The organism is Actinomadura sp. SCN-SB (assembly GCF_043906805.1).
Lineage (GTDB): Bacteria > Actinomycetota > Actinomycetes > Streptosporangiales > Streptosporangiaceae > Spirillospora.
Genome location: NZ_JBIMPP010000016.1, coordinates 104869 through 131738 on the forward strand (window position 1 = coordinate 104869; position 26870 = coordinate 131738).

At 71.7% G+C, this 26870-nt stretch carries 24 protein-coding genes; 11 read left to right on the forward strand and 13 right to left on the reverse strand.

Annotated features, from left to right (window positions below):
• Positions 1 to 62: 62 nt before the first annotated feature.
• Genes ACGWYJ_RS13540 through ACGWYJ_RS13550 form a run of 3 tightly spaced genes read left to right on the forward strand, consistent with a single transcriptional unit; the run spans position 63 to position 2977 of the window.
• A complete protein-coding gene (locus tag ACGWYJ_RS13540; RefSeq protein ID WP_395106267.1) occupies positions 63 to 956 on the forward strand; it encodes an ABC transporter ATP-binding protein in 894 nt (297 codons plus the stop codon).
• The gene (locus ACGWYJ_RS13545) at positions 953 to 1816 is read left to right on the forward strand and encodes an ABC transporter permease (RefSeq protein ID WP_395106268.1); all 864 of its coding nucleotides are present in this window, start codon (positions 953 to 955) and stop codon (positions 1814 to 1816) included. The genes ACGWYJ_RS13540 and ACGWYJ_RS13545 overlap by 4 nt, the downstream gene beginning before the upstream one ends.
• A gap of 18 nt (positions 1817 to 1834) precedes the next feature.
• A complete protein-coding gene (locus ACGWYJ_RS13550; protein WP_395106269.1) occupies positions 1835 to 2977 on the forward strand; it encodes an ABC transporter substrate-binding protein in 1143 nt (380 codons plus the stop codon).
• A gap of 46 nt (positions 2978 to 3023) precedes the next feature.
• On the opposite strand, the gene ACGWYJ_RS13555 is transcribed toward ACGWYJ_RS13550, so the two are convergent.
• Genes ACGWYJ_RS13555 through ACGWYJ_RS13565 form a run of 3 tightly spaced genes read right to left on the reverse strand, consistent with a single transcriptional unit; the run spans position 3024 to position 7543 of the window.
• Positions 3024 to 4184: an alpha/beta hydrolase family protein gene (locus ACGWYJ_RS13555; protein ID WP_395106270.1), complete on the reverse strand. Its 1161-nt coding sequence runs from the start codon at positions 4182 to 4184 to the stop codon at positions 3024 to 3026.
• Positions 4185 to 4204: 20 nt separating this feature from the next.
• Positions 4205 to 6283, reverse strand: coding sequence for an acetate--CoA ligase family protein (locus ACGWYJ_RS13560; RefSeq protein ID WP_395106271.1), 2079 nt, complete (start codon positions 6281 to 6283; stop codon positions 4205 to 4207).
• A gap of 39 nt (positions 6284 to 6322) precedes the next feature.
• Positions 6323 to 7543, reverse strand: coding sequence for an amidohydrolase family protein (locus ACGWYJ_RS13565; protein ID WP_395106272.1), 1221 nt, complete (start codon positions 7541 to 7543; stop codon positions 6323 to 6325).
• Between the two features lie 183 nt (positions 7544 to 7726).
• Between ACGWYJ_RS13565 and ACGWYJ_RS13570 the strand changes: the two genes are divergently transcribed.
• Positions 7727 to 8341, forward strand: coding sequence for a VOC family protein (locus ACGWYJ_RS13570; protein WP_395106273.1), 615 nt, complete (start codon positions 7727 to 7729; stop codon positions 8339 to 8341).
• 17 nt (positions 8342 to 8358) lie between these two features.
• Positions 8359 to 9417, forward strand: coding sequence for a DUF2889 domain-containing protein (locus ACGWYJ_RS13575; protein ID WP_395106274.1), 1059 nt, complete (start codon positions 8359 to 8361; stop codon positions 9415 to 9417).
• On the opposite strand, the gene ACGWYJ_RS13580 is transcribed toward ACGWYJ_RS13575, so the two are convergent.
• Both ACGWYJ_RS13580 and ACGWYJ_RS13585 read right to left on the reverse strand, forming a co-directional pair.
• Positions 9410 to 11311, reverse strand: a complete 1902-nt coding sequence (locus tag ACGWYJ_RS13580; protein WP_395106275.1) for an NAD(P)-binding domain-containing protein — start codon at positions 11309 to 11311, stop codon at positions 9410 to 9412. The two genes, ACGWYJ_RS13575 and ACGWYJ_RS13580, sit on opposite strands and share 8 nt — an antisense overlap.
• Positions 11308 to 13014: a bifunctional 3-(3-hydroxy-phenyl)propionate/3-hydroxycinnamic acid hydroxylase gene (locus tag ACGWYJ_RS13585; protein WP_395106276.1), complete on the reverse strand. Its 1707-nt coding sequence runs from the start codon at positions 13012 to 13014 to the stop codon at positions 11308 to 11310. Before ACGWYJ_RS13585 ends, ACGWYJ_RS13580 begins: the two co-directional genes overlap by 4 nt.
• A 113-nt stretch (positions 13015 to 13127) precedes the next feature.
• Between ACGWYJ_RS13585 and ACGWYJ_RS13590 the strand changes: the two genes are divergently transcribed.
• The gene (locus ACGWYJ_RS13590) at positions 13128 to 13901 is read left to right on the forward strand and encodes an SDR family NAD(P)-dependent oxidoreductase (protein WP_395106277.1); all 774 of its coding nucleotides are present in this window, start codon (positions 13128 to 13130) and stop codon (positions 13899 to 13901) included.
• A 22-nt stretch (positions 13902 to 13923) separates the two neighbouring features.
• Here the strand turns inward: ACGWYJ_RS13590 and ACGWYJ_RS13595 are convergent, their stop codons facing one another.
• The 8 genes from ACGWYJ_RS13595 to ACGWYJ_RS13630 are packed head-to-tail and all read right to left on the reverse strand — an operon-like array spanning position 13924 to position 23062.
• Positions 13924 to 14502: a flavin reductase family protein gene (locus ACGWYJ_RS13595; protein WP_395106278.1), complete on the reverse strand. Its 579-nt coding sequence runs from the start codon at positions 14500 to 14502 to the stop codon at positions 13924 to 13926.
• Between the two features lie 42 nt (positions 14503 to 14544).
• Positions 14545 to 16944: a CaiB/BaiF CoA transferase family protein gene (locus tag ACGWYJ_RS13600; protein ID WP_395106279.1), complete on the reverse strand. Its 2400-nt coding sequence runs from the start codon at positions 16942 to 16944 to the stop codon at positions 14545 to 14547.
• A 46-nt stretch (positions 16945 to 16990) separates the two neighbouring features.
• The gene (locus ACGWYJ_RS13605) at positions 16991 to 18187 is read right to left on the reverse strand and encodes an acyl-CoA dehydrogenase family protein (protein ID WP_395106280.1); all 1197 of its coding nucleotides are present in this window, start codon (positions 18185 to 18187) and stop codon (positions 16991 to 16993) included.
• The gene (locus tag ACGWYJ_RS13610; protein WP_395106281.1) at positions 18184 to 19044 is read right to left on the reverse strand and encodes a 3-carboxyethylcatechol 2,3-dioxygenase; all 861 of its coding nucleotides are present in this window, start codon (positions 19042 to 19044) and stop codon (positions 18184 to 18186) included. Before ACGWYJ_RS13610 ends, ACGWYJ_RS13605 begins: the two co-directional genes overlap by 4 nt.
• A gap of 4 nt (positions 19045 to 19048) precedes the next feature.
• Positions 19049 to 20506, reverse strand: coding sequence for an aldehyde dehydrogenase (locus ACGWYJ_RS13615; protein WP_395106282.1), 1458 nt, complete (start codon positions 20504 to 20506; stop codon positions 19049 to 19051).
• A 17-nt stretch (positions 20507 to 20523) separates the two neighbouring features.
• Positions 20524 to 21309 carry an aldolase/citrate lyase family protein gene (locus ACGWYJ_RS13620; protein WP_395106283.1) on the reverse strand — a complete coding sequence of 262 codons (786 nt, stop codon included), beginning with the start codon at positions 21307 to 21309 and terminating at the stop codon, positions 20524 to 20526.
• Positions 21296 to 22171 carry a 2-oxo-hept-4-ene-1,7-dioate hydratase gene (hpaH, locus tag ACGWYJ_RS13625; RefSeq protein ID WP_395106284.1) on the reverse strand — a complete coding sequence of 292 codons (876 nt, stop codon included), beginning with the start codon at positions 22169 to 22171 and terminating at the stop codon, positions 21296 to 21298. Before hpaH ends, ACGWYJ_RS13620 begins: the two co-directional genes overlap by 14 nt.
• A gap of 6 nt (positions 22172 to 22177) precedes the next feature.
• The gene (locus ACGWYJ_RS13630; protein ID WP_395106285.1) at positions 22178 to 23062 is read right to left on the reverse strand and encodes an alpha/beta fold hydrolase; all 885 of its coding nucleotides are present in this window, start codon (positions 23060 to 23062) and stop codon (positions 22178 to 22180) included.
• A gap of 237 nt (positions 23063 to 23299) precedes the next feature.
• Here ACGWYJ_RS13630 and ACGWYJ_RS13635 point away from each other — a divergent pair, with 237 nt between their 5' ends.
• From ACGWYJ_RS13635 to ACGWYJ_RS13655, 5 genes are all read left to right on the forward strand, one after another.
• The gene (locus tag ACGWYJ_RS13635) at positions 23300 to 23497 is read left to right on the forward strand and encodes a hypothetical protein (RefSeq protein WP_395106286.1); all 198 of its coding nucleotides are present in this window, start codon (positions 23300 to 23302) and stop codon (positions 23495 to 23497) included.
• Entirely contained in the window at positions 23484 to 24671 is a 1188-nt protein-coding gene (locus ACGWYJ_RS13640) for a thiolase family protein (protein ID WP_395106287.1), read from the forward strand. The genes ACGWYJ_RS13635 and ACGWYJ_RS13640 overlap by 14 nt, the downstream gene beginning before the upstream one ends.
• On the forward strand, positions 24668 to 25087 hold the full coding sequence (locus ACGWYJ_RS13645) for a Zn-ribbon domain-containing OB-fold protein (RefSeq protein ID WP_395106288.1): 420 nt from the start codon (positions 24668 to 24670) through the stop codon (positions 25085 to 25087). The genes ACGWYJ_RS13640 and ACGWYJ_RS13645 overlap by 4 nt, the downstream gene beginning before the upstream one ends.
• Positions 25088 to 25117: 30 nt before the next feature.
• Entirely contained in the window at positions 25118 to 26404 is a 1287-nt protein-coding gene (locus ACGWYJ_RS13650; protein WP_395106289.1) for an aromatic ring-hydroxylating dioxygenase subunit alpha, read from the forward strand.
• On the forward strand, positions 26401 to 26870 hold a 470-nt coding region (locus ACGWYJ_RS13655), incomplete at its 3' end, for an aromatic-ring-hydroxylating dioxygenase subunit beta (protein ID WP_395106290.1). The genes ACGWYJ_RS13650 and ACGWYJ_RS13655, both read left to right, overlap by 4 nt.

Consider the following 26870-nt stretch of genomic DNA (forward strand, 5'->3'; position numbering starts at 1 on the left):
CGGCAGCGTCGCGCCGGGGGCCGTGAAACCGGATCACCAGCTCAGGGAAAACGGGTGCATGCATGACAACGAGCACAGAGGAAAGCGAACGGGTGCCGCCGGGCCGACGGCGCGAACCGCCGTCCCGGCCCAAGATCGTCGGCCATGGCGTGACCCGGGAGTACCTCGGGCCACAGGGCGGCGTCCAGGCGCTGGGCCCCTTCGACCTCACCATCGAGGAGGGCGAGTTCGTCTGCCTGGTCGGCCCGTCCGGCTGCGGCAAGTCGACCCTGATGCGCATCGTCGCAGGTCTCATCGCCCCCTCCGGGGGCGAAATCGAACTTCACCTCGATAATTCCGGTCCCGCGCCGATGTCAATGGTCTTCCAGGATTACGGAATCTTCCCCTGGAAAACGGTCGAAGCCAATATCCGGGTCGCCCTCCAGACTCGGAAGGTACCCCGCAAAGAGGCCCGGGAAAGGGCACGGATGTGGCTTGGGCGGATGGGACTCAGGGGCTTCGAGGACGTTTATCCGGGAACCCTCTCCGGCGGGATGCGGCAGCGCGTGGCGATCGCCCGCGCCCTCGCCGTGGAGCCGGAGATCCTGCTCATGGACGAACCGTTCGCCGCGCTCGACGCGCAGATGCGTCAGTTGCTCCAGGAAGAACTGCTCACCCTCTGCCAGGAGGACAACCGCACGGTCCTCTTCGTCACCCACAGCCTGGAGGAGGCGATCCTCCTCGGGGACAGGGTCGTGGTGATGACCGCCCGCCCCGGCGTCCTGCTGGACGACAAGCGGGTGCCCTTTCCCCGTCCGCGCTCCACCGGCATCCGCGACACCGCGGAGTTCGCCGGCCTGCGCGCCGAACTCTGGGACCACCTGCGCTCCCAGGTCGACCTCGCCCAGGCCGGGCCGCACGGCCCGGCCGCGACCAAGCGCGGGATCTCCCGCCCGGACCAGGAAGGCGACCGATGACCGCCCCCACAGTCACCGCCGCTCCGGCCGTGGTCCGCAGGACCCCGGGCCCGGCCGAGCGCGCGCCCCGCGCCCACCGGCGGCGGCGCCGCCTGGTCCAGACCGGGCTCGGCGCGGGGGTCCCGCTGCTCCTGCTGGTGCTCTGGCAGCTCGCCTCCGGCCTCGAATGGATCGACGCCCGGTCCTACCCGGCGCCGACCGCCATCCTCGACGAGGCCTGGACGATGAGCGGGCGCGGGGAACTGTGGCCCGACATCGGGGAGACCGCCTTCCGGATCCTGTCCAGCTTCGTCCTCGGTGCCCTGGTCGGTTTCCTGGTCGGCCTGGCCACCGGCCTGTCCCCCACCACGCGGGCGGCGCTGGAGCCGCTGCTCAACGGCCTGTACACGGTGCCCAAGCTGGCGCTGCTGCCGATCTTCCTGACCATCTTCGGGTTCGGGCAGCTGCCGCAGCTCATGGTCGTGGCCGTGACCGTCTTCTTCTTCGTCTGGATCTCCACCAGCGCCGCCGTCATCGCCGTGCCCGAGGGGTTCCGCGACGCGGGGCGGTCCATGGGCTTCAGCCGCTTGCAGATGTTCGCGCACGTCCTGTTCCCGGCCGCGCTGCCCCAGGTCTTCGTCGGGCTGCGGATCGCGGCAGGGGTGTCCGTCCTGGTCATCATCGCGACCGAGTTCCTGGTAGGCGAGAGCGGGCTGGGCTTCCTCATCTTCGATGCCCAGCGCCTCTTCCTGACCGCCCCCATGTACGTCGGCATCGTGTGCTCCGCGCTGCTCGGCGTCCTGTTCACCGCGGTCATCACGTGGATCGGGCGCAAGGCCTGCCCGTGGGCTCCCCGCGGCAACGACATCCAGCCCCGCTGACCCCCCGGAGACGACGACATGCGTCCGACGAAGAACAGGACCGCCGCCCTGCTTGTGGCCCTCCCCCTCGCCCTCACCGCCTGCGGCGGCGGTTCCTCCGGATCCGGAGCGGCGGGCCCCATCATCGCCCCGCCCACGGCCGCGGTCCCCGGATGCGGCGCGAAGGCCGCCACGGACCTCTCCAAGATCTGGCCCAGAGAGATCGCACGTTGTGACCGCGGCACGCCCGCTCCCCGGCCGCTCAAGGCCAAGACGAAGGTCGCCGTCGCCATCCCGGCCAAGACGGCCGACTACGCCCAGGCACTGGTGTGGGGAGTGGCGAGCGGCGAGTACGCCAGGGAGAATCTCGACGTCGAGATCAAGATCATGCCCTCGGCCAACACGCTGCCGCTGCTCGCGAACGAGAAACTGGACGCCACCTGGAGCACGCAGTCCGCGTTCTTCTTCAACGCGCTGAACGACGGCTTCGACATGCGGTGGGTGATGAGCGCCCACTACCCGCCGCCGAATGCCAAGGAAGGGCTCTGGGTCCGCAACGACCGGATCCGCACCGTCCAGGACCTGAAGGGCAAGACGATCGCCTCGCTGGTCGGGCCGGGCAGCTCGGTCGGCTACATCATCGACAACGAGCTGAAGAAGTCCGGGCTCTCGATCAAGGACGTCAAGCTGAAGCAGTTCGACGCCGGGTCGCTGGTGCTGGCCCTCAAGCAGGGCGCGGTGGACGCGGCGTTCCTGCAGTCCCCCTCCTGGTTCCAGATCAAGGACGATCCCGCGTACCGGCACATCGGCGCGAGCTGGACGGGTGAGGCCCTGTCCGGGCCGGTGTTCGGGCCTTCGCTGCTGCGTAAGAGGCCAGAGGCGGGGTTGGCCTTCGTCCGGGCTTCGATCCGGGTCTACAACACCTACTTCACCGGCGACTACCTGTCCGACAAGGCGTTCGTCGCCAGGCTGGCGCAGGCGATGGGAACCAAGCCCGAGGCGCTCACCCAGGCGGCGCCGCTGATGTGGGACTGGGAGATGCGCGAGCGTTCGATGGCCGGCCTGCAGAAGATCTTCCAGCAGGTCGGGGCGGTCCGTTACAAGGACCCCATCCCCGATTCCCGCTACATCGACCGCTCCTTCTATCGGGCCGCGGTCGGAACGGCTGCCAAGGCGCAGTGAGAACACCCGGGGGCGGCGGGCCGTGCATCCCTCCGCCCCCGGCGTGTCACCAGCTCACCATGGCCTCGCACGCCTGCTCCAGGAGGTCGGGACGTCCCTCGAAGTAGTGCGTCGCCCCCTGCACGAGCACGTGGTCCTTCCTGGCCACCTCGATGGCGTCGTACAGCTGCCGGAGAACGACCGGTGGGGCCCCGGTGTCCGCGGACCCGCCCACCACAAGCGTCGGCGTCCGGAGCTTGGGCAGCCAGCGGAGTGCGTCGCCGTTGGTCTCGTCCACCGACCACTGGTTGATCCACGAGCGCAGGCTCGTGTACCGGCCGAGGCCCGCCGGCAGGTAACCGGCGATCTCGGGCCTTCCCCACAGCGTGGTGCCGGCCTCCCTGTCACCGCTGTCCCGGTCGCCGGCGTCCACGGCCGGATCCAGAAACCGCAGGTCGGCGCTCGTGCCGTGGACGACGAAGGATATGTCGTCCAGGCCGTGCGGCCAGTTGCCGGGTGCAGTGATGCGGTTGAGCTGCCGCTGCGCCCACCTGGTGATGCGGCGGTTGCGGGCGAGTTGCGCCTCCCGGTAGCGGGCGATGAACTCCGCCGAGTAGGGCGGTCCGTTCTCCGGACTGAAGGCATCGAGCTCGGGATCACGGCCGAACGGCTCCGCCTCGTCGATGATGGCGGGATCGAGCCATTCCGCGGACAGGCGCGCCCGCGACGGGTGCGCCATGAACAACACGACCGAGTCGGCCGGTGGCAGCCCGGCCTGGGTGAGGTCCGGCCCCACCCCTCCGGGCGGTGCGGTCACCGTGGGGTGCTCGGCCTGTGCCTGGTAGTACGGAACGATCGAGCCGCCGCCGGAGTTGCCCACCAGCACGACGCGCTCGTACCCCCGCCGCCGCAGCAGGGTGATGGTCGCACCGATGTCCAGCAGGCAGTTCTCAATGTTCAGGTTCGCGTCACTGCCGACGTAGCGGGTGCACATGCCGACCGCGGCGACGCCCATGGACGCCAGCGTCCCGAGCGCGTAGTGCCCGAGGAAATTGGCGGTCGGGTGCACGATCAGAAGCGCGGTGCTGGGACACGTCCCCGTCCGCCGCACCTCCGAAGCCCAGATCGCGCCGGAGAGCCGGGCGACCCCTGAGAACACGTCGATCCGTCCCGACGACGGGACCGGCACCTCCAGCAGCCCGCGCTCCACACCGGACGGCAGCGGCATCGCGCCTCCTTCCTTCTCGATCAGGGCTTGACCAGGACGAGGGCGTCGACGGCGGAACAGCCGCCCGGCCCGCAGACCACCGGGTTGAGGTCGATCGAGGCCGCCCAGCCGGCGGCCCGCTCCATCAGGCGGGCGGAGGCCAGCACGGCGGCGGCGAGCGCCGGGCGGTTCCAGGCGCGGCCACCGCGCAGCCCGGCGAAGACGGTGTCGCGGCCCAGTTCGTCCAGCATCTCCTCGACGTCCCGGTCGTCCACGGGGATCGGACGGCCGGCGACGGTCCGGTTCAGCTCGACCAGCGTCCCGCCGAGGCCCGCGACGACGACGGGGCCGAGGTCGGTCTCGCCCTGGCAGCCGATGAACGCCTCCCCCTCCCCGGCGACCTGCACCTGGACCGCGATCGTCCGGGGCAGGCCGTGCCCGGCCGCGAGCGCGCTCAGTTCGGCTGCCGCGGCGGGCACCGCGTCCGGCTCGACGCCGAGCCGCACGGCGCCGTACTCGGTCCGGTGCGGGACGTCGGCGAGCTTGACCACCAGGCGTCCGGCCACGCCGGGCAGCCGGCCGGCCTCCCAGTCGCCTGGACGCTCCAGGACGGTCCATGGGGCCACCGGGATCCCTTCGGCTGCGAGCAGGCGCATGCTCTCGGCGAACGTGAGCATCGGTCCGGCCGCGCCCTCGATGATCCCCTCCGGCCGCGGGATCCGCGCCGTGCGGGCCGGGACGTCCCGGCGCCGGGCGGTCACGTGCCGGTGCATGCCATGGAGCCCGCGGAACGTCCCCTTCAGGCCCCGGCCGAACACGACGCCGTCACGGCCGCCGGCCGTCCAGGAGCCGATCCGGGAGTTCTCGACCGTCGTCATGACGACGGGCTTGGTCCCGGCCGCGGCGATGCCGCGCGCGGGGTCCAGGAGCATGGCGGCGCGCCGCTCGTCGTCCGGGCCCAGCCACCAGCAGACGACGACGGCGTCCACCTCGTCGCAGTCGTGGTAGGCGCGCAGGATCGCGGCGAGGGCGTCCGGATCGGTCATGGCGAACCCGGTGAGGTCGAGCGGGTTGACCACCTCGGCGCCCGGGACGAGCTTCCGGATCCGCGCGCCGATGCCGTCCAGCGGCGGGATCTCGATGCCCTCGTCGGCGACGGTGTCGCAGGCCAGGGCGGCGACGCCGCCCGAGGAGGCGAGCACCGCGACCCGCTCGACCGGCCGCCACGACCGGCGCGGGAGCCGGGCCAGCAGCGCCACGCCGTCGAGGAGGTCCTCGATGTCGCGCGCGACCAGGATGCCCGCGGCGCGCAGCGCCACGTCGTACACCCAGCTCTCGCCGGTGAGCGCGCCGGTGTGGGAGCGGACGATCTCCCGCGCCCGGGCGCCGCGTCCCAGCTTGAGCACGGCCAGCGGCTTACCGGCCTCCCTGGCGCGGGCCGCCGCCGCGAAGAACCCCGCGGGATCGGCGATCCGCTCGGCGATCACGGCGATGACCGTGGTGGCCGGGTCCGCGACCAGGTGGTCGAGGTAGTCCACGAGGGTCGTGACGGCCTCGTTGCCCGCCGAGATCGCCAGCCGCACCCCCAGGCCCCGCTCGCCCGCCGCGACCATGGCCGACCGCATCAGGTAGCCGCTGGAGGAGACGATCGAGATGCCTCCGGCGGGCACGTCCACAGGGGTACCGGTGAACAGGCTCACGCCGTCCGTGAGGTTGGCGAACCCCGTGCAGTTGGGGCCGCACACCGCCAGCCCGTCCCCGGCGGCGCGCACCAGCCGGTCCTGCAGGGCGCCTCCGTCCGGGCCCGCCTCAGCGAACCCGCCGGCGACGGCCACCAGGCCGCCGCAACCCAGCCGCGCCGCCTCCTCCGCCACCGTGACCGTACGCTCCGCGCTTACCAGCGACAACACCGCGTCGACCGGCTCCCCGATCGCCGACAGGTCGCGCACCGCCGGCCGCCCGTAGATCCGCTCGGCCGTGGGGTGGACCAGATGCAGCGTGACGGGCGCGTCGAGCAGGTGGCCGACCGCGACGTTCGACATCACGCGCCGTTCGCTGGCGCCCACGACGGCCACCGACTTCGGGCTCAGCAGGCGGGACAGGGACTCGGAATCGGGCACCTCGGCGGACCTCCTGGACGCAGGGGGGACGGGCGGCGTTCAGGCCGGGGCTGTAGTGGGGGTCGCGGGTGCGTCCGGGGGGAGGCCCAGCATCCGGATCGCGTTGCCTCGGACGATCTTGTAGACGGTCTCGTCGTCCAGGCCGGCCATCAGCTTCTCCGCGACCTCCTTGGTGCGCGGCCAGGTGGAGTCGCTGTGCGGGTAGTCGGTCTCGAAGGTCACATTGTCGCGCCCGACCTTGTCGATGGCGTCGATGCCGTGCTGGTCCTTGAAGAAGCAGGCGAAGACGTTCCGGTAGTAGTAGGTCGACGGAGGCTCGGGGATGGCCTTGGTGCCCGCCCAGCCCTGGTTGTCCTCCCACACGTCGTCCACCCGCTCCAGGACGTAGGGCAGCCAGCCCATCTGGCTCTCGGCATAGGCCAGCTTCAGCGTGGGGTGGCGCACCAGGACGCCGGAGAACAGGAAGTCGACCAGCGACGACATCGAGTTGCCGAACGCGAGCGAGGCGGTGACCCCTGGCGGGGCATCGGACGAGGTCGCGGGCATCCTCGAGGACGAGCCGATGTGCATGCACACGACCGTGCCGGTCTCGGCGCAGGCCGCGAAGAAGGGATCCCAGTATCCGGAGTGGATCGTCGGCAGGCCGAGGTGGAAGGGCAGCTCGCTGAAGCACACGGCGCGCACCCCGCGCTCGGCGTTGCGCCGCACCTCCGCCACGGCCAGATCGACGTCCCACAGCGGGATCAGGCACAGCGGGATCAGCCGCCCGCCCGAATCACCGCACCACTCCTCCACCATCCAGTCGTTGTAGGCGCGCACGCAGGCCAGGCCGAGCTCCTTGTCGGCGCCCTCGGCGAAGGTCTGGCCGCAGAAGCGCGGGAAGGTCGGGAAGCACAACGACGCCTCGACATGGTTGAGATCCATGTCGGCCAGCCGCGCGGCCGGATCGTGGCAGCCGGGACGCATGTCCTCGTAGGTGATCGGCGTCATGGTCATCTCCTCCGGCGGGAGGCCCACAGCGGCGACCATGCGCTTGTGGGTGTACACGAGGTCCTCGTACACCCAGCAGTCCACTTTGACCGGGGAGTCCGCGTCGAACTCCTCCCGGTAGGCCGCGGCGCCCGCGAACTCGATCGCCCTGATCCCGCGCCGCTCCACCCTGGGACCGCGGTCACGCAGCCGCGCCGGAAGCCACCGTTCCCAGACGTGCGCCGGCTCGACGACATGGTCGTCCACACTGATGATCTCGGGTAGCTCCATGGTCACGATGGTGCCACCGGGCGCCACGCCCAGCATGTCGGCCGGATGTCGGATGGTCCCTCTCCGGACCGGCCGACATCTCGCCGACATGAACCAGCCCGTACGGTCGCGGAGGAACACGCCTTCAAGCGGGCTCGCGCTCGTGCCGGGCCGGCTCGCACAGGAACCGAGGGGAGCCGAGGAATGGTACGGACGACACCCGCCGCCGCGACGGTGGGCGCGGCATCGGCGCCGACCCCGCGGATGCTCAGCCACCTGGCGTACGTGACACCCGACGCCGAGGCGACGGTCGACTTCTACACCCGCGTCATGGGCATGGAGTTCGTGCTGGCCGTGATGGACGACGAGGTGCCCTCGACCGGCGCGCCGATTCCCTATTTCCACATCTTCTTCCGCCTGGGCGACGGGTCCACCCTCGCCTTCTTCGAGGCGCCCGGGGTGCCTCCCCGCCCGCCCGCGCCGCACCCGGCGTACGACACCTTCGACCATCTGGCCCTCCAGGTCGACTCCACCGCGGAGGTGGACGCCTGGCGGGACCGGCTCACCGGGATGGGCCTGGAGGTACTCGGACCGGTCGACCACAAGATCATCTACAGCGTCTACTTCCGCGACCCGGTCAACGGCCTGCGGCTGGAGATCACCACACCGCTGGTCCCCGACTGGAACGACCGGTCCGAGTCCGCCCGGGCCGCGCTGGCAGACTGGTCGCAGGCCAAGCGGCGGGCCCGTGAGAACGGCACCGCGAGCGCCGAGGAGGCGCTCGCCGTCATCTCCGCCCGCCGTCACCGCGACGGCTAAGGATTCGAGGTAGGGGTATGCGGGACGGCATCGGTCACGGCACACGGTCCCTGCATCCACGCCACGGGCCACATGATCCGACCACGGCGACCCCACCGCAGCGCCGGGGGGCGCTGCGGCGCACCACGACCATCGATCTGCTGCGCCCGGCCGGACTCGACGGTGACGTGATCGTGGACGGGCGGGGCAGGGACCTGCTGCTGGCGGGCGACGGGCGTGCCCGCGTGGTGGGCGAGTCGGGGGTGCGCGCCCGTCTCGACTTCATGGGTGGCTGCGCGCTGCTTGAGATCGAGACCGACCCGCCGGTCGACGCGATCCAGGAACTGCTGGGCGCCGCCGTGGCCTCGGGGTTCCGCGCCAAGGTGGGTGCGGCGGTACCGGAGGAGGCCGCCGGCCGGACGCTGCTCCACCTGCTGCTGGACGACATGCCGGGGGCGGTTCTGGTGAGCGGGTACGCATTGCACACGGGCGGCGGCGCCCACGACATGCGGGCCGACCGGGCCGCGCAAGAGGCGTTCCTGGCCGGGCGGGCGAACCTGTGCGCCGGTTTCGCCACCGACGCGACGATGCTCTCCGAGCTGGCCGAGACCGGGATCATGCCGATGCCCCAGGGTCCCGCGGCACCCGCGCTGGAGTCGCCCGAACACCCGCCGGCCTGGCATGATCATGGCGAGCTGCCGCCCGGCGGGATCCGCAGGCGGCGGCGGATGGACGTGCTCGGCGAGGGCGAACGGCTACGCGTCGACGCCATGTTCCGCGACACCCACCGGGACCCGGCCGGTGTAGAGACGATCATCCATGAATACGTCATGACGGCCGAGATCGACCGGGCGGACCTGCGCGTCCTGTCGATCGACGCCACGCCGAGGGTGCTGCCGTGGGTGGAATGCCCGCGCGCGGCGGGCAGCGCGCAGTCCCTCGTCGGGCAGACCGTGCACGAACTGCGGACGTGGGTACGGGCGCGGCTGCAGGGCACCGCCACCTGCACCCACCTCAACGACCTGCTGCGCTCGCTGGCCGACCTCGACCGGTTGGAGAGCGAGCTTGGGGACGGCGCGGGCTCCGGGCTCAGCTGAACTCGTAGTCGCCGGGCTCCGGACGGCGCGTCATGCGCCAGAACTCCAGGGTGGTCAGAGGCCAGTTCTGGGTGACGCGCCCGGCGGCGTTCTTGTACCAGCTCCGCACTCCCGGAAGGCCGAAGGCCATGCGGGCGCTCGCCTCGTCCACTCGCGAGCAGAACCCGTCCAGGGCCTCCTGGCGGCACTCCATGGTCCGGTACGGGGACTGCAGCAGCGTCTTCAGGCACTCCAGGACGTAGTTCACCTCCAACTCGGAGAACATGACGATGCTGCCGTTGACCACCAGGTTGGTGTTCGGGCCGTAGAGCAGGAACAGGTTCGGGAAGTTCGGCACGGTGATGCCGATGTGGGCGCGCGGGTCACCCGCCCACTGCCGGTGCAGATCGGCGCCGCCGCGCCCGGTGACGGTCATCCCCGGCAGGAACATCGAGGCTTGGAAGCCGGTGCCGTAGATGATGACGTCGGCCTCGTGCAGCGTTCCGCCGGCGGTGACCACACCCCGCTCCGCGATCTCGGCGATCGGCTCGCTGATCAGGGTGACGTCGTCGCGCTTGAGGGTGCGGGCCCAGGCGCCGTCGTCGCGGAGCATGCGCTTGGCGTACGGCGGGTATTCCGGGACCGCCTTGGCCAGCAGGTCAGGGCGCCCGTCGTACTCGCGTTCGAGGTGGGCCACCAGAGCTTCGCGCAGGGCGTGGTTGAGCGCCGACACCGACCCCTTCTCCCGCCATTCGGGATCGACGAGGCAGTACCTCCGGCGGCCCTCCACGTTGTTCCAGAACTGCTGGAAACGGAACCACCGGTGGTAGTGCGGGACGTGCTCGAGCAGGTGCCGCAGGCCGGGGCGGAGGGGGGCACGGTAGGCCGGGGTGGGCATGATCCACGGCGGCGTCCGCTGGAATACCAGCAGTTCGGCTGCCATCTCGGCGATCTCGGGGACGACCTGGAACGCGCTGGCACCCGTGCCGATCACCGCGACCCGGCGTCCGGTCAGGTCCACCGCGGCGTTCCACCGGGCGGTGTGCCAGGACGGCCCGCGGAACCGGTCCCGGCCGGGGACCGCGGGGTAGGCGGGCTCGTTCAGCTGGCCGACGGCGCTGATGACGGCCTCCGCCTCCAGGGTCTCGGTGCGGCCGTCGCGGTCCTGGAGGCGCACCCGCCAGAGCCCGCAGGCCTCGTCGAACGTGGCGGCCAGCACCCGGGTTCCCAGGCGGATCGACTCGCGTAGCCCGAGATCGGTGGCGGCCTGGCGGAAGTACTCGAGGATCGACTCCCGGGTCGAGTACTGGTGGGGCCACACCGGACGCTGCGCGAACGAGTAGCTGTAGGAGTAGTTGCTGGTGTCGAGCCGGCAGCCGGGGTAGCGGTTCTGCCACCACACCCCCCCGACCTCGTCGTTGCGCTCCACCACGACGAAGGGAATGCCCGCACTCCGCAGCTGGTGAGCGGCGGCCAGACCCGACATGCCCGCGCCGATGATCACGACGCGGAACGTCCGGTCGGGGGCGACGGTGCTCTTGTGCCAGGCGGCGGTGTCCCCCTCGGAAGTGAGGCCGAGTTGGTGGCGGAGCAGTGGCAGGTACTCGTCGTCCATCGGGCCGGTGATGAACTCCATCATCCGGCGCAGCCCGGCCTCGGACGGCGGCTCGGGTGATGGGCGCCCGCGCCCGGCCCAGGAACGGAGGGTACTGGCGGCGAGCCGCCTGGCCTGCTCCTGGGCTTCCTGCGAGAGACCGCCCTGGGGTTCCACGCCCAGCGGCGTCGATACCACCGAGGGGCGCAGTTCCTCGCGGAGAATGGACAGGTCGCCGGTGACCTGCGCGAGGGCGGGCAGCAGCGATGGCAGGTCGGCGTCGTGGAGCGCGGTTTCCAGCTCTGCCGTTCCGGAGGTCATCGGCGGGCCTCGTCCGGCCCGGCGGCGCACATGAGGTCGCAGACCTCGCCCGCCACGGCGTCGAGGTCGGCGGCGCGGCAGGCGGCGGCCACGTAGCGGTCCGGCCGCAGGACGATCATCTCGTCCTCGGGACGGGCCAGCAGCAGGTCGCGGAAGTGGCCGTCGATGTCATGCAACTCGGCCTGCTCGATCTTGCCCGGGTCCGGCAGGCCCGCCGAGTCCGGTCGTGGGACGGGGACACGACGGCCCGGCGGGGGCGGGGACACCCGCACGAGTACGGCGCCCTGGTGGGCGAGCCGTGCGAGAGTGTCGTCCGACAGGTGCTCGGACGGGTCGCCGGTCAGCCCGAGCACGGCGATCGAGGAGCCGAGGACGTCGTCGAGCCGCCGTCGCCGCCCGTCCTCGGTGAGCATCCAGGGCTGCCCGAAGAGGCGTCCGACCTGCGAACCCTTGTGTCCCGTGCCCGGTCCCGCCACGACACCGGTCGTGTAGCGGGGCGCGGGCTTGTACTTCATCTGCAGGATGTAGTCGCGGGCGCCCGGGACCTTCTGCACCCCTCGGAAGACCATGTCCCGCACGGCCTCGGTGGCGCGGTTGCGCGGCTGGTACATGCGTCCCATGCGGGTGGCGAACGACACCATCGTCTCGGCGTGCCCGCGGCGTTCGGCGTCGTAGGTGGCCAGCAGCCCGGCCCCGCACCGCCCCGACGTCACCGCCGCCAGCTTCCATGCCAGGTTGGTCGCGTCCCGGATGCCGGAGTTCATGCCCTGTCCGAAGAACGGGGGCTGGAGGTGAGCCGCGTCCCCGGCGAGGAAGACATGGCCGTTCTGGAAACGGGCGGCGATGCGCGAGTGGTGCCAGTAGACCCTGGCGCGCAGGATCTCCGGTGTGGGCAGCCCCCGGTAGAAGGGGGCCAGAAGTTCCCGGACGGCGGCGGGCTCGGTGATCTGTTCCTCGCTCTCGCCGGGCAACAGCTTGAACTCGAAGCGGCGGTGACCGTAGGGCAGCGGGATCGTCATCGAGGGCCGGCGCGGATGGCAGTAGACCGCGGAGTACGGGGCCTCCCAGGCGTCCTCGCCGACGTCGACGACCAGCCATTGGGTGGGCGCGGTACGGCCGAGCAGTTCGATGTCGGCCGCATCCCGTACGAAGCTGCGTCCGCCGTCGGCGCCGACGGCGAACCGGGCGGTCACCTGGACGTCTCCCCCGTCGTCCGCGGACCGGCCGCGAGCGGCCAGGCGCACGCCGTCGCCGTCGGGCTCCAGCCCGACGATCTCGGTCTCCGGCCGGAGGGTCACGTGGTCGAAGCGGTCCAGGCCGCGCCGCAGGGACGCCTCCATGAGGGGCTGGAAAAACAAGTTGCGGCGCGGCCAGCCGTACGGGCGCGCGCTCGGTCCGACGTGGGCCAGCACACGCCCCCGCGAGTTGTGGTATCGGATCGGGGCGTTCTGGATGCAGTCGGCCAGGATCTCCTCCGCCAGCCCGGCCGCCTGAAAACCGCGCAGTGACTCGTCGTCGACGGCGACGGCACGGGGGTGGTCGAGCGGCCCCGCTTCGCGATCCAGGACGGCGGTTCTGACGCCGTAGGTCCCGAGAAGGTTGGCCAGCGTCAGCCCGCAGGGGCCGGCACCGACGACCGCCACGTCCACCTCGATGCGCACCCTGGGGTCCTCCTCGGCGGCCGGGTCCTGTGATATGAACACTATGTCAGAACATTAGAGAATTACGGGCAGACCGTCAATATGAAAACCGCTTCACCGCAGAGTAGTGCACGATAACTCACCGAGAAGATATGAATGGATCGTAAGATCCGGGGTTGGGAAGGGGAGTCATGGGACGGCTCGAAGGCAAGGTCGCGCTGATCACGGGTACGGGCGGCGGGCAGGGTCGCGCCGCCGCGCTCCGCTTCGCGGAGGAGGGCGCGGTCGTCATCGGATGCGACGTCGACACCGAGGCGAGCGAGGAGACGATCGCGCTGGTCCGGAAGGCCGGACGGGAGATGACCGGCTCCGCCCCGGTCGATCTCGGCGATAGCGAGCAGGCGCGGCGATGGGTGGAGGAGGCCGCCGCGGCCCACGGCCGGCTGGACGTCCTCTACAACAACGCCTCGGCGGCCCGGTTCGGGCCGATCTCCGACTTCTCGGTCGAGGACTGGCACTTCACCATCCGCAACGAACTCGACCTGGTCTTCTACACCACCAAGTACGCCTGGCCGGCCCTCGCCCGCACCGGTGGCGTCATCATCAACGTCGGATCCACCGCGGGCCTGGTCGGCGCCCGGCACACCGCCAAGACGGCGCACAGCGCGACCAAGGGCGCCGTGATCGCCATGACCAGGCAGCTCGCCGCCGAGGGAGCCGAGCACGGGATCAGGGCGGTCTGCATCAGCCCCGGCGCCATCGAGACTCCGGGCACCGCGAGCTTCTTCGCGGATCCGAAAGTGCGCGAGGCGCTGCTGGCACCGCAGCTCGTCCAGCGGACCGGGCGGCCGGAGGACATCGCCGAACTGGCCGTCTACCTCGCCTCCGACGAGTCGGGCTTCGTCACCGGCACCAACTTCGTGGTCGACGGCGGCCTCACCGCCCTGTGAGAATCCGCCCGGGGCGGCGTGCTCACAGGCCGCGGTTGCGGCGGGCGTGCTCCAGCTGCGGGACGTGGTTGCGCTCGTACTGCTCGATCCACTCCTGCGGCAGCGCCTGCCAGGCCGGGCCGATCCGCAGCCGCTCGCCGGTGCCGAACCGTTCGGCCGCCACCACGTCGGCGAGGAAGATGGTGCTCTCGTCGGCGTCCAGGCTGCCCACCACCCGTCCCTCGACGTAGCTGAGCGCGTCCAGCAGGATGGGCGCGCCGGTGACGCCTGGCTTGGTGGCGAACGGGGCGAGCTTGTCGCCGTCCCGGCCGGAACTGCCGCCCAGGCCCATGATGATGGCCAGCGAACGCTCCAGCGCCGGCTCGGGGGTGGCCGCCAGCAGGTGCATGGCGAACACGCCGGAGCGCGTCACCATGTCGTGCGTCAGGTTGTACTTGGTCAGGCTGATCGTGACGCGCGGCGCCTCCGGGACGATGGCGGCCGAACCGGCCGACAGCGAGATCAGCCCGTTGGCCCGGCCGCCGTCCACGGTCGTCACCGCGACCGGGAACGGGCGCAGGCCCGACAGGGTGTAGTCCGCGGCGGCGAGGTCCAGGGTCATTCCGGTCTCCTTCGTCCAGGGTGGGTCGGCCACACGACCCGGCTACAGGCCAAGGGGAACGGTCCCGATGACCCGGTCTTCCTCCAGCCGGCGCAGTTCCCCGGCGGTCAGCCCGAGCTCTCCGCGCAGGATCTCCTCGTTGTGCTCTCCGAGCAGTGGAGCGGGCGCCCGATGCGGCTGGTCAGGGACGTGTGAGAACCGCATCGGCCATCCCGGGTACAGCTCGGGCCCCATGACGGGATGCGGCAGTTCCTGGTAGTAGCCGCGCGCGGTGAGCTGGGGATCGGTGTGGAAGTCGTCGGCCGTGGTGACGACGGCGGCCGGGACACCGTGTTCCAGCAGCAGGCCGGCGAGCTTCTCCGCGGGAGCCTCCGAGGCCCACGCGCCGAGCGCGGCGTCGAGCGCATCATGCCGCTCATGTCGTCCGGCCACAGTCTCGAGAGCCGGATCGCGAGCCCAATCGGGATCGCCCAGGGCGGTGCGCAGCCGCTTCCAGTCGGCGTCGTCGCGGACCGACAGGGCGACGCGACGGCCATCGGACCCCACGTAAGCACCCTGCGGCGCGAAGACGCTCGAACGGTTGCCGTTCCGGCCCGGCGCGTGGCCGGTCAGTGCGTACTCGATCACGGGGTCGGCGCCCACGCAGGCGCCCACCTCGATCTGCGGCACCTCGATCAGCTGCCCCTGCCCGGTGCGCTCACGGTGCCTCAGCGCCGCCAGCGTGGCAACGACGGCGTGCAGCGCGACCGCCGGATCGGTGTAGCCGCCCGGCGAGGTGGGCGGACCACCCGCAGGCCCGGTGAGGGCGGCCTGCCCGGACACCTGCTCGAACGGGTTGCCCCAGCCCACGAAGTCGCGCCACGGGCCCTCCAGGCCGTAGCCGGGCATCCGCACCATGATGATGCCCGGGTTGATCTCCCGTACCCGTTCCCAGCCGAGCCCGAGGTGGTCCATGACCCGGGCGGCGTAGTTCTCGGCGATGACGTCGGCCGAGGCGATCAGCCGCTCCAGCGGCTCGCGTCCCTCGGGCCGGGAGAGGTCGAGGGTGAGACCCCGCTTGTTGAGGTTGACCGGACGGTGCCTGCCGCCCTCGTACCAGCGCTCCCCCAGCTGCGGGGCGGTCATGTTGTAACGGAAGCCGTCGGGCCGCTGCACCGACTCGACCTTGATGACATCGGCGCCCATGGCGCCGAGGTAGGTGCCGTGCGCGCCGCCCGCCCAGAACGTCCCCAGGTCGAGGACCCTGACACCGGCCAGCGGCAGGTCGTTTCCGGATGCGGGAGCCTCGCTCGCGACCCGGTCGTGGGCGTCCAGGTCGCCGAGCAACTCGGCGTTGTGCTCGCCCTTGGCCGGGGCGGGACGGCGGGACCTGGCCGGGGTCGCCTCCAGCCGCCACGGGAAGGACGGGCGCACGAAGGGCCGTCCGCCGCGCTCCTCGCGCACGAAGAACTCCCGCTCCCGCCAGTGTTCGGCGTCCACGATCGAGGCGCCGTCGTGTACCGGGACAGCCGGGATCCGTAGTGCCTGGCAGACCGTGACCACGTCGATGACGGACAGGTCCGAGAGCCACGCCTCCACCCGCCGTTCGAAGTCGTCCCGGTCAGGTCCGCCCTGCCGCAGGTCCTCGCGGCGCTCTGCGTACTCCGGCGCCCCGACCAGCTCGCACACGTCCTGCCACTGCTGGCCGGTCAGGATGTTGACGCCGACCCAGCCGTCACGGCAGCGGCGCACCCCCAGCAGGACGCTCTCGGCGGACAACGGCTTGCGCCCGAGCCGCTTCAGGACGGCGTTGGTGATGGTCGGGAAGGTCAGGATGGAATGCGCGCACTCCATCATGGAGACGTCCACGTCCTGCCCACGGCCGTTCCTGCGCGCGCCGTGGTAGGCGGTCAGCGCGGCGGCGGCGATGTATCCGCCCGCGACCAGTTCCAGATAGCGCCCGCCCACCTGAACGGGCTCCGGCCCGCCGCGCGGTGCTACCACGCCCGCCGCGGCCTGGAGCGTGAACGGCGTCGCCGGGCGGTCCCGGTACGGGCCGTCCTGGCCGAAATCGGAGACCCGGACCACGCTCAGGCCGGGATGGCTCTCGCGCAGGTCGCCGGGGGCGAGGCCGATGGCCTCAAGGCGTCCCGGCCCCAGGTTCTCGATGAGGATGTCGCAGCCGCGCACCAGGCGGCGGACGGCTTCGGAGTCGGCTTGCAGGTCGACCGTCACGCCGCGCTTGTTGGCGTTGACGTACTCGAAGAGCCCTCCGTACCGGCGCTCCCGGTCGTCGGGGTGGAACGGCCCGGCGGCCCGCAGCGGATCGCCCTCGGGGTCCTCGACCTTGACCACGTCCGCACCCAGGTCCGCCAGCAGCCGCGCCGCGTACGGCACGGCCACGTCACGGCCCAGCTCCACCACCCGCAGTTGAGCGAGAGCGCCCGGCGTTTCCTCCGCCATCAGGTCTTCCCTTCCTTTGTGCCGCCTGCGACCCCTCGTGGTGGGTTCAGCCGAGCAGGTCGCGGGCGATGACCATGCGCTGGATGTCGGTCGCGCCTTCACCGAGCCGCTTGACCCGCAGATCCCGGAACCACCGCTCCAGCGGGAGCTCCTGGGAGACGCCGAGCCCGCCCAGGATCTGCATGCACCGGTCCACCACGCGGAAGGCCGCCTCGGTGGCGTGCAGCTTGGCGATCGCCGCGTCGGTCCGGACCGCGCGGCCCAGGTCGGCGTTCCACGCGGCCTGGTAGATCAGCAGCCGGGCGGCGCGCAGCTCGATCTCGCTGTCGGCGATCATCCACTGCACGGCCTGGCGGTCCTTGAGCCGGACGCCGAAGGTCTCCCGCTCGCGGGCCCAGTCGATCGCGATCCGCAGCGCGGCGTCGGCGATGCCCACCGGCCCCGCGCCGTACACGATCCGGCTCGCGACCAGGAAGTCGCTGGCGAGCTCGAACCCCTGGCCCTCCGCGCCGATGAGGTTGGCGGCGGGCACCCTGACGTCCTCGAAATGCAGGACGTGCGGGGAGAACGAGGTGAGGACGCCGATCGGCCGGGTGGTCAGGCCGGGCGTGCCGGTCTCCACCAGCAGGCAGCTGATGCCGTCCCGGTCACCTTGCCGTCCGGTGCGCACGTAGACCACGCCCCAATCGGCGCCCGTCACATGGCTGGTCCACATCTTCTCGCCGTTGATCACGTAGTTGTCGCCGTGCCGTTCGGCGCGGCAGCGGATCGCGCGGACCGGGTCGGATCCGCCGGTGCTCTCACTGATCGCGGTGAACGCCTTGCCCGGCGCGCCCTCGATCATCGGCCTGGCGTACCGGTCGAACAGCTCGGGCGAGGCCTGGAACAGCACGCTGGGCGGGTCGCCGCCGAACGCGCCCAGTGCCGGGAAGTAGGCACCCATCCGGCACTTGGCGGCCTCCTCGGCGACCACCACCTGCCCGAGCACACCCAGCCCCGCGCCGCCGAACTCGGCAGGGGTGCGCAGCGCCCACAGGCCCATGCGGCGGGCCTTCTCCTGCAGCGGCGCCAGGCGGCCGGCGTCCAGGCCAGTGGCGTCGTGCGGAAGTTCCTCCTCCAAGGGCGCGACCTCGTTGCGCATGAATCGCCGGACGGTGTCGCGCAGCTCGACCAGCTCGTCGGGCAGCCGCCAGGCGCCGAGCGGCGGCTCCTGGCCGGTGCGGGGGGCGTCGTCAATGGTCATGACGGCACCGACGCGGCCACGCCCATGCCGGTGATCCAGTCGGGCACCGGCTCGTAGGCCACAGTGGCCAGCGCGCCGCCGCCCGCCGCCGCGGCCGCCAGCCAGGTGCGCACCTCATGACCGCCCGCGCCCGCCCGCTCGGTGGCGTGGTCGACCAGGTCGGCGAGGGCGTTCCGGTCGTCCTCGGCGAGGGCGGCCAGCACCGCCCGGTCCCAGTCAGGACGGATCTTGAGCCGGGCGGCGGGGAGCCCCTCGGCGATCAGACGGGCCCGCTCCTCGTCGCCGAGATCGTGCGCCGCCGCCTCCATGCTGGGCGGCGAGTGCGACAGCCCGCCGCTGCCGATGATCAGCGTGCGGCCGGGCAGGGTGTCCAGGAACTTCCCGACCGCGCCGCCGAAGGCCTGCACGCGGGCGGCGCCCGGCAGTGGCGGGGTCGCGCAATTGATCGCTACCGGGACGACCGGGACCGCGTCGATACCTCCGAGGAGGCGGCGCAGCGGCTGAGCGAAGGCGTGGTCCAGTTCCACTCCGCGACACACGCCGATGTCGTATCCGGCTGCGAGCAGGTGCTCGGCCAGTTCTCCAGCGAGCGCGGCGGGCACGTCCAGCTCGCCGCTCGGATGCCCACCCTCGGCGATGATCCCCGCCGAGAGCGAGACCGCGAACGCCGGCACCACCTGCACGAAGGCGCGGCGGTGGTCACCGCCGAAGACGACCGCCCGGTCGGGGGCGAACTCCGTCACGATCCGGCGCGCCTCGGCCAGGCCCGCCCGGAAGCCCGATCCCTCGACCTCCTGGACGTCGCGCTCCATGCCTGGGCTGTGGCTGGTGCACACCACCAACTTCTGTGTCGCCACCGGCTCAGCCCAGGACGAACGGGTCACGGGTGTTGCCGGTGGTCTCGATCCAGACGGCCTTCTCCTCCAGGAACTCGTTCAGGCCCTCGGCCCCGTTCTCGCGGCCGAACCCGCTGTTCTTCACGCCGCCGAACGGCATCGCGTAGTTGAGAGTCCGGTAGGCGTTCACCCAGACCGTCCCGACGCGCAGTGCCCCGGTCACCCGGAACGCGCGCCGGAGGTCGGACGTCCACACGCCCGCCGCCAGGCCGTACCGGGAGTCGTTGGCGATCGCGACGGCCTCGGCCTCGTCCTTGAACCGCAGGACGCCGAGCACCGGCCCGAAGATCTCGTCCTGGCAGACCGCCGAGTCCGCGGACACCTCGGTGACGATGGTCGGCTCGACGAAGAGCCCGCCCAGCCCGCGATCCCCGCCGCCGGAGCGGATGGTCGCGCCCTCGGACCGGGCCGCGTCGATGTAGCGGCGGATCTTCTCCAGCTGGCCCGGGAAGCAGATCGGCCCCATCTCGGTGGCCGCCTCCTTGGGATCGCCCATCACGATCGTCTCGGCGCGGGCGGCGATCCGCTCCACCATCTCGTCGTAGACCTCGTCGTGGACGAGCGCGCGGGAACCGGCGATGCAGGTCTGGCCCGATGCGGCGAAGATGCCCGCGATCACCCCGTTGGCGGCGGCCTCCAGGTCGGCGTCGGGGAAGACGATGTTGGCCGACTTGCCGCCCAGCTCCAGCGTCGCGGGCGCGAAGTGGGCCGCCGCGGCGCCCGCCACGGCGGCGCCCGCGGCCTCCGAGCCGGTGAAGGACACCCGGTCCACCCCGCGGTCGGCGACCAGCCACTCCCCGACCTGCCGGGAGGCGCCGCTGACGGTGTTGAACACCCCGGGCGGGAAGCCCGCCCGTTCCAGCAGTTCGGCGAAGCGCAGGATCGACACCGGCGCGTGCTCGGACGGCTTGGCCACCATCGTGCAACCGGCGGCCAGCGCCGGGGCCAGCTTGAAGGTCAGCAGGAGCAGCGGGGAGTTCCACGGCAGGATCGCCGCGACCACCCCGGCCGGTTCCCGGGTGACGTAGCCGAAGAAGTCGGGCCGCCCGGTGTCGACCACCCGGCCCTCGATCTTGTCGGCGAGCCCGGCGTAGTAGTCGTACCAGGCGGGAAGCCCGCGGATCTGGCCGGACATCTCGCGCAGCAGCTTGCCGTTGTCGCGGGTCTCGCACAGCGCGAGCTCGTCGGCGGACTCGGTGATGACCTCGCCCAGCCGCCGCAGGAGCCGGGCGCGCTCCCGGCCGGGCATGGCGCCCCAGTCGCCTTCGAAGGCCGTGCGCGCGGCACGCACCGCGTCGGCCACGTCCTCCCGGGTGGCCTCGGCCACCTCGGCCCACGGCTCCCCCGTGTAGGGGTCGATCGAGGTGAAGGTGGACGCGCCGGGACGCTTCTCCGCGCCCACCGTCATCGCCAGGCGTTCCATGGTCTATCTCCATCTCCTCATTGGGACGGGCCGCGGTCCCGGTACCGGGCTGCGAGGTCTTCCGAGCCCTTGGCCAGGAGCGTGACGTCGGCCCCGACGAGCACGAAGCGGGCGCCGAGGCCGAGCAGGTGCCGTGCGCGGTCCTCCTGAAAGGCGTTGACCCCGGCCACCGCGCCCAGCCCCGCCACGGTCTCGATCGCCTTGTCGACGGCGGCGACCACGTCGGGGTGGTCGGGCCTGCCGAGATGACCCATGGACGCGGCGAGGTCGGCCGGGCCGACGAACACCCCGTCCACGTGCTCGACGGCGGCGATCTCGGGCAGCGCACCCAGCGCGCGTTGGGACTCGATCTGCACCATCAGGCAGATGCCCTCATCGGCGCGGCCGAGGTACCCGGGGATCCGGTTCCAGCGCGAGGCCCGCGCCAGCGCGCTGCCCACACCCCGGATCCCGTCCGGCGGGTAGCGGGTGGCCCGCACCAGGTCCGCCGCCTGCTCCGGCGACTCGACCATGGGGACGAGCAGGTTCCGCACGCCCAGGTCGAGCAGTTGCTTGATCAGCACCGCGTCGCCGGCGGGCGGCCGGACCACGACGTGCACGTCGTACGCCTCACACGCCTGCAGTTGCGGCAGCAGGGAACGCAGGTCGTTGGGCGCGTGCTCGCAGTCGATCAGCAGCCAGTCGATGCCGCTCCCCGCGCAGATCTCGGCGACCAGCGGGCTGCCGGAGGCTACCCACATCCCGATCTGGGGCGTCCCCGCGCGCAGGGCGGCGGCGAACGCGTTGCGCTCAGGCGCCTGCATCGGCCCGCTCTCCGACGAAGCGGCACGTGATGTTGCCCAGCGGACCGAAGTCGGCGTGGAAGGCGTCACCGTCATAGGCGTGCACCGGCCGGGTGAACGAGCCCGCCAGGATCACCTGCCCCGCCTCGAGTGGCACACCGTGCGGTGCGAGTTTGTTGGCCAGCCACGCCACGCCGTTGGCGGGATGGTTCAGCACCGCCGCCGCTACACCGGACTCCTCGATCACCCCGTTGCGGTACAGCAGGGCGGACACCCAGCGCAGGTCGACGTCCATGGGCCGGACGACGCGGCCCCCCAGCACGATCCCGGCGTCGGCGGCGTTGTCGGCGATGGTGTCGACGATGGTGCGGGTACGGCCGGTCTCGGGGTCGGCCATCTGGACGCGGGCGTCCAAGATCTCCAGGGCCGGGGTGACGTACTCGGTCGCGCGGAGCACGTCGAACTTCGTGCAGCCCGGACCCTTCAGCGCGTCGCCGAGCACGAAGGCCAGCTCCACCTCGACGCGCGGCCGGATGAACCGGTCGTAGGGCACGTCGCCGCCGTCGTCGAAGAACATGTCGTCGTACAGGGCGCCGTAGTCGGGCTCGTCGATGGAGACGGCCTGCTGCATCGTCCGCGAGGTCAGCCCGATCTTGCGGCCCAGCAGCCTGCGTCCCTCGGCCAGCTTCAGCTCGACGCCAGCGCGCTGGACGGCGTAGGCGTCCTCGATGGTCAACCCCGGGTCGTCCAGGGACGGCTGGCGGATGGGCACGCGGGACGCCTCTGCCTCGCGCAGCAGGACGGCGATCTCCCTGGCCCGCGCGTCATCGATCGTCCGTCCGGTCTGCTCGGCCTGCTCGGCCTGCTCGGTCTGCTCGGTCACGGCGGCTCACTCCCCGCGCAGGAACCGCAGGGCGGCGGCGTTGAAGGTGCCCGGGTCCTCGAAGTGCGGCCAGTGCCGGACGTGCGGCATCTCCAGCACCTCGGCGTCCGGCATCAGCGCGGCCACCTGGCGCGCGGTGCTCTGGTACTCGTTGTGGTCCTTGCCGGAGGCGACCACCAGCGCCGGGGACCGGATCGCGGCCCACTCCTCCCTGGAGATCAGGTTGCGCTCGCGGACCGCGGCGTCCTGCAGGATCAGCACGTGGTCGAGCGCCTCCCTGGTCTCCGGCAGCCGGTAGATCGACTGCCGCAGCGCGATCATGTCCGGGATCCGGTTGGACTCCTCGGCGATCAGGTTGACGAACACCGCCTTGATCGAGTCCCAGTCGGCCTGCTCGACCGCACGCGTCCGCTCGGCCCGGACCCGGGCCATGTTGGAGGCCGTGGCCAGCAGGCCGGCGGGCGACATCAGCACCAGGCGGTCGGCGCGCTCCGGGTGGGTGAGGGCGAACCGCGCCGCCACCCACGACCCGAGCGAGGTGCCCATCAGCGAGGCGCGCTCGATGCCCAGGGCGTCCATGACGCCGGCGACGTGCTCGACGTACACCGGGATCTCGTAGTCGCGGTCGGGCTTGCCGGAGAAGCCGTTGCCGACCATGTCGAACGCGACGCACCGGAAGTGCTCCGAAAGCGGGCCGAGGTTGGCGACGAAGGTCTCCCAGTGGCCGCCCGTCCCGTGCAGCATGACGAGCGCGGGCAGGCCGGGCGCTCCGGCCTCGACGTAGCGGGTGCGCACACCGCCGGCCTCCAGCCAACCCTGGGTGAAGGCGACATCGCGCAGCTCGGTCCAGATGCTGCGGTACTCGGCGGCCGTCACTGCCTGCTCCGTCACGTTCTCTCCCTCTCCACACCGGGGATCCGGCGAGGCCCGGCCCCTGCGACGATAGTATCTGACAGATGTGTCGTCTAGATCTAGCCGGAACCAGGCCAGCCTCCTAGACTGCCAGTACAGGCCGTCATCGCGCTTAAACAGGGAAAGTGAGCCATGAACCAGGGTCGAAACGGGACCGGAGCACCCCTGTCCGAAGAGGCGATTCTGACAAATGAGTTCGCTTCCGTACGGGTCTCGGTGGACCACAGAGGACACACCCCCAGGCTGCGCGTGGAGGATCTGGAGGGCGGCGGGCGGATCCTGATCGACCCGCTGGAGCTGGCCAGCTTCACCCAGGCCGACGACCGGGACCGGCTCGGCTGGCTGCTGGTCGGGCAGTACCGGCCCACGGCCGGGCACGACGCCGCCGGAGGCGCCGCCGATGCCGGTCTCTGAGCCCGCGATCATCGGCCTCGGCATGACCGAGATGTCGCTGCTACCCGGCGGCACCGCGCAGGACCTCGCGCACCGGGCGCTGGCCGCCGCCGTCCGGGATGCCGGGCTGGCGCTCGGCGACATCGACGGCCTGCTGGTCGGATCCAGTCAGGGCGTGCGGCCCGACCGCCTCGGCGTCGCGCTGGCGCGCCGCGGCGGGCTCGGCGATCTCGTCCTGCTGGAGCACGTCGAGATGAAGGGCGTGACCACCGCCGTCATGATCCAGAACGCGGTGCTCGCCGTGCGCGCCGGGCTCGCCCGCACGGTCGCCTGCGTCTTCGGCGACGCGCCGCTGCGGCCGGGCGGCTCCGCCGGTACCACCTACGCGCACAGCGGCGGACACGAGGGAGTGCGCGGTCTGGAAAGGGTCTCGGGCGTGCTCGGCTCGGTGCCCACCTACGCCCTGGCCGCCGCCCGCTTCCTGGAGATCACCGGCGGTTCCGAAGAGGACCTGTGCGCCGTCGCGCTGTCCTGCCGCGCCTGGGCCACGCGCAGCCCGGACGCGGTGATGCGTGAGCCGCTGACCCGCGAGGACTACTTCGCCGCCCGGATCGTGGCCGAGCCGCTGCGCGTGCTGGACTGCGCCCGCCCGGTGAACGGCGCGGTCGCCGTGATCGTCGGCGATCCGGCCGTGCCGGCGGGCGCGCACCCACCCGTCCACGTGCGCGGGATGGCGCAGCGGCACCCGGCACGCCGCCGCCGGGCCCCGCACGAGTCCTGGTTCGAGCCCGCGGGTGAGAGCGCCGACGGGAGTACGGCGGGCGCGCTCGACCGCGCTCTGGCGATGGCCGGGCGCAAGCGCGACGACCTGGACGCCATCGAGCTCTACGACCCGTTCAGCATCGTGACGCTGTCGCTCCTGGAGACCTACGGCTTCTGCGGGCAGGGCGAGGCCGGGGCACTGGTCCGATCCGGCGCGACCGCGCCCGGCGGGACGCTGCCCATGAACACCGGCGGTGGCCAGCTGTCGGGTTTCTACCTGCAGGGCATGACCCCGCTCGCGGAGGCGATCGTCCAGCTGCGGGGGCACGGCGGCGACCGCCAGGTGGCGGACGCGAGCACCGTGCTGGTCACCGGCATCGGCGGCCGGGTCGACCACCACGCCTTCCTCGTCCTCGACCGGGAGGCGGCATGATCGAACCCGACTGGCTGGCGGACGACGTGCTCGCGCCCTCGACGGGCGGCGCCCTCGCCCCGCTGTACGCCGCCGCGGCCGAGGGACGGCTCGCGCTGCCGTTCTGCGGCGCGTGCGGAGCCGTCCTCGAACTGGAACAGGACGTGTGCGACTCCTGCGGGGCGGCCGACGTGGACTGGCGGGACGTGGAACCCGCGGGAAGCGTCCACTCCGTCACACGGGTGCACCGCCGGGAGCCGTCGCTGATCCGCGCCTGCTCCCCTTACCACGTCCTCGACGTGCAACTCGGCAGCGGGCACCGCCTCGTGATGACCACGACCCGCCCCACCGACCACCCGATCCGGATCGGCGACCCGGTCCGCATCGGTTTCCGGACGGTCGGCGGAACCGCGCTGCCCGCCGCCGATCTCGACTGACCCTGTCACCCAGGCCATGGAGGCATGCTGATGACCGCATTGGACAGCCGCCCGCTCGCGCCCGAGGACGTGCGCGGGCTGATACGCCCCGACCGGGTGCACGGCTCGGTCTACACCTCGCCGGAGGTCTTCGCCCTGGAGATGCGCCGCATCTACCGCGAGGGCTGGGTCTACGTCGCGCACGAGAGCGAGGTGCCCGAGGCCGGCGACTACGTGACGCGCCGGATCGGCGGCGATCCCCTGATCATCGCGCGCGGCCGCGACGGCCAGGTGCGGGTCCTGCACAACCGCTGCGCGCACCGCGGCAACCGGCTGTGCTCGGCCGACCGCGGCAACGCCAACTCGTTCCGCTGCCACTACCACGGCTGGACGTTCGGCAATGACGGCTCGCTGGTCGCCGTCCCGATGAAGGACGGCTACGCCGACCGCCTGGACGACGTCAAGGACCGTCTCGGCCTGGCGCCCGCCGCCCGCGTCGACTCCTACCGCGGCTTCGTGTTCGCCTCGCTGGAGGGCACCGACATCTCCCTGGCCGAGCACCTGGGCCGGGCCACCGGCGCGATCGACCGGCTGTGCGACCTGTCCCCCACCGGCGAGCTGACCCTCACCGCGGGCTGGATGAAGCACTACAACCGGTGCAACTGGAAGATGATCATGGAGAACAACGTGGACGGTTACCACGCGTTGTTCACCCACAAGTCCGTCTACGACGCCGTGCGGCCGGCCAAGGTCTCGCACGTCCCGTCCAAAGTGCAGGTGCTGGTCCGGGACCTGGGCGGCGGTCACACCGAGATCGACTACGCCGAGGAGTACACCCGGCTCGACGAGGAGTTCGTCTGGTTCGGACGCGCGCCGCGGGAGAGCATGCCGGAGTACATCGCCGCGATGGAGGCCGCCTACGGCCCGGAGCGCACGCACCGCACGCTGGTCCTCGGCCCGCCGCACACGCTGATCTTCCCCAACCTCTTCCTGGCCGAGCTGAACATCATGATGGTGGAGCCGCTGGCGCCGGGCGAGACCGTGGCGCACTACACGCCCGCCCTGCTGGACGGCGCCCCCGAGATGAACCGCAAGGCGCTGCGGCGGACCGAGGGCGCACTCGGCCCGGCGGGCTTCCTGCTGGCCGACGACGGTGAGATCGCCGAACGCAACCAGCGCGGCCTGGCCGCGCACCAGCCCGAATGGCTCGAGCTGAGCCGGGGCGTGGAGTCCGACATCGCCAACGAGACCGGCACGGTCAACTACGACAAGAGCGCCGAGACCCCGCAGCGCGGGTTCTGGAAGCAATGGCAGAGCGTGATGGGAGAGGCGAAATGACGTCTACGGCGACATCCGCGGGCGCGGCCGGCCTCCTGGACGGGCCGTCCGTCCCGGCGGAGGGGATCGACCCGGCCTGGGCGGGATTCATCTACCGCGAGGCGCGGCTGGCCGACGAGTCGCGCTACTCCGAGTGGGAGGGCCTCTGGGACGACGACGAGGCCATCTACTGGGTTCCGATCGAACACGATCAGGACCCCGCGAAGCAGCTCTCCTACATCTACGACAACCGTAAGCGGCTGGCCAGCCGGGTGCGGCAGCTCAACTCGGGGTTCCGGCACGCGCAGACACCGCCGTCGGTGATGCGGCGCCTCATCACCAACCTGGAACTCGTCGCTCAGGACGAACGATCGGTGACCATCGGCTCCAACTTCGTCCTGTTCGAGCACCGTGAGGTGCTGTCGATCTGGGCCGGCCGGTACACGCACCGCATCCGCACCGACGGCGACGAGCCTCGCCTGCTGGA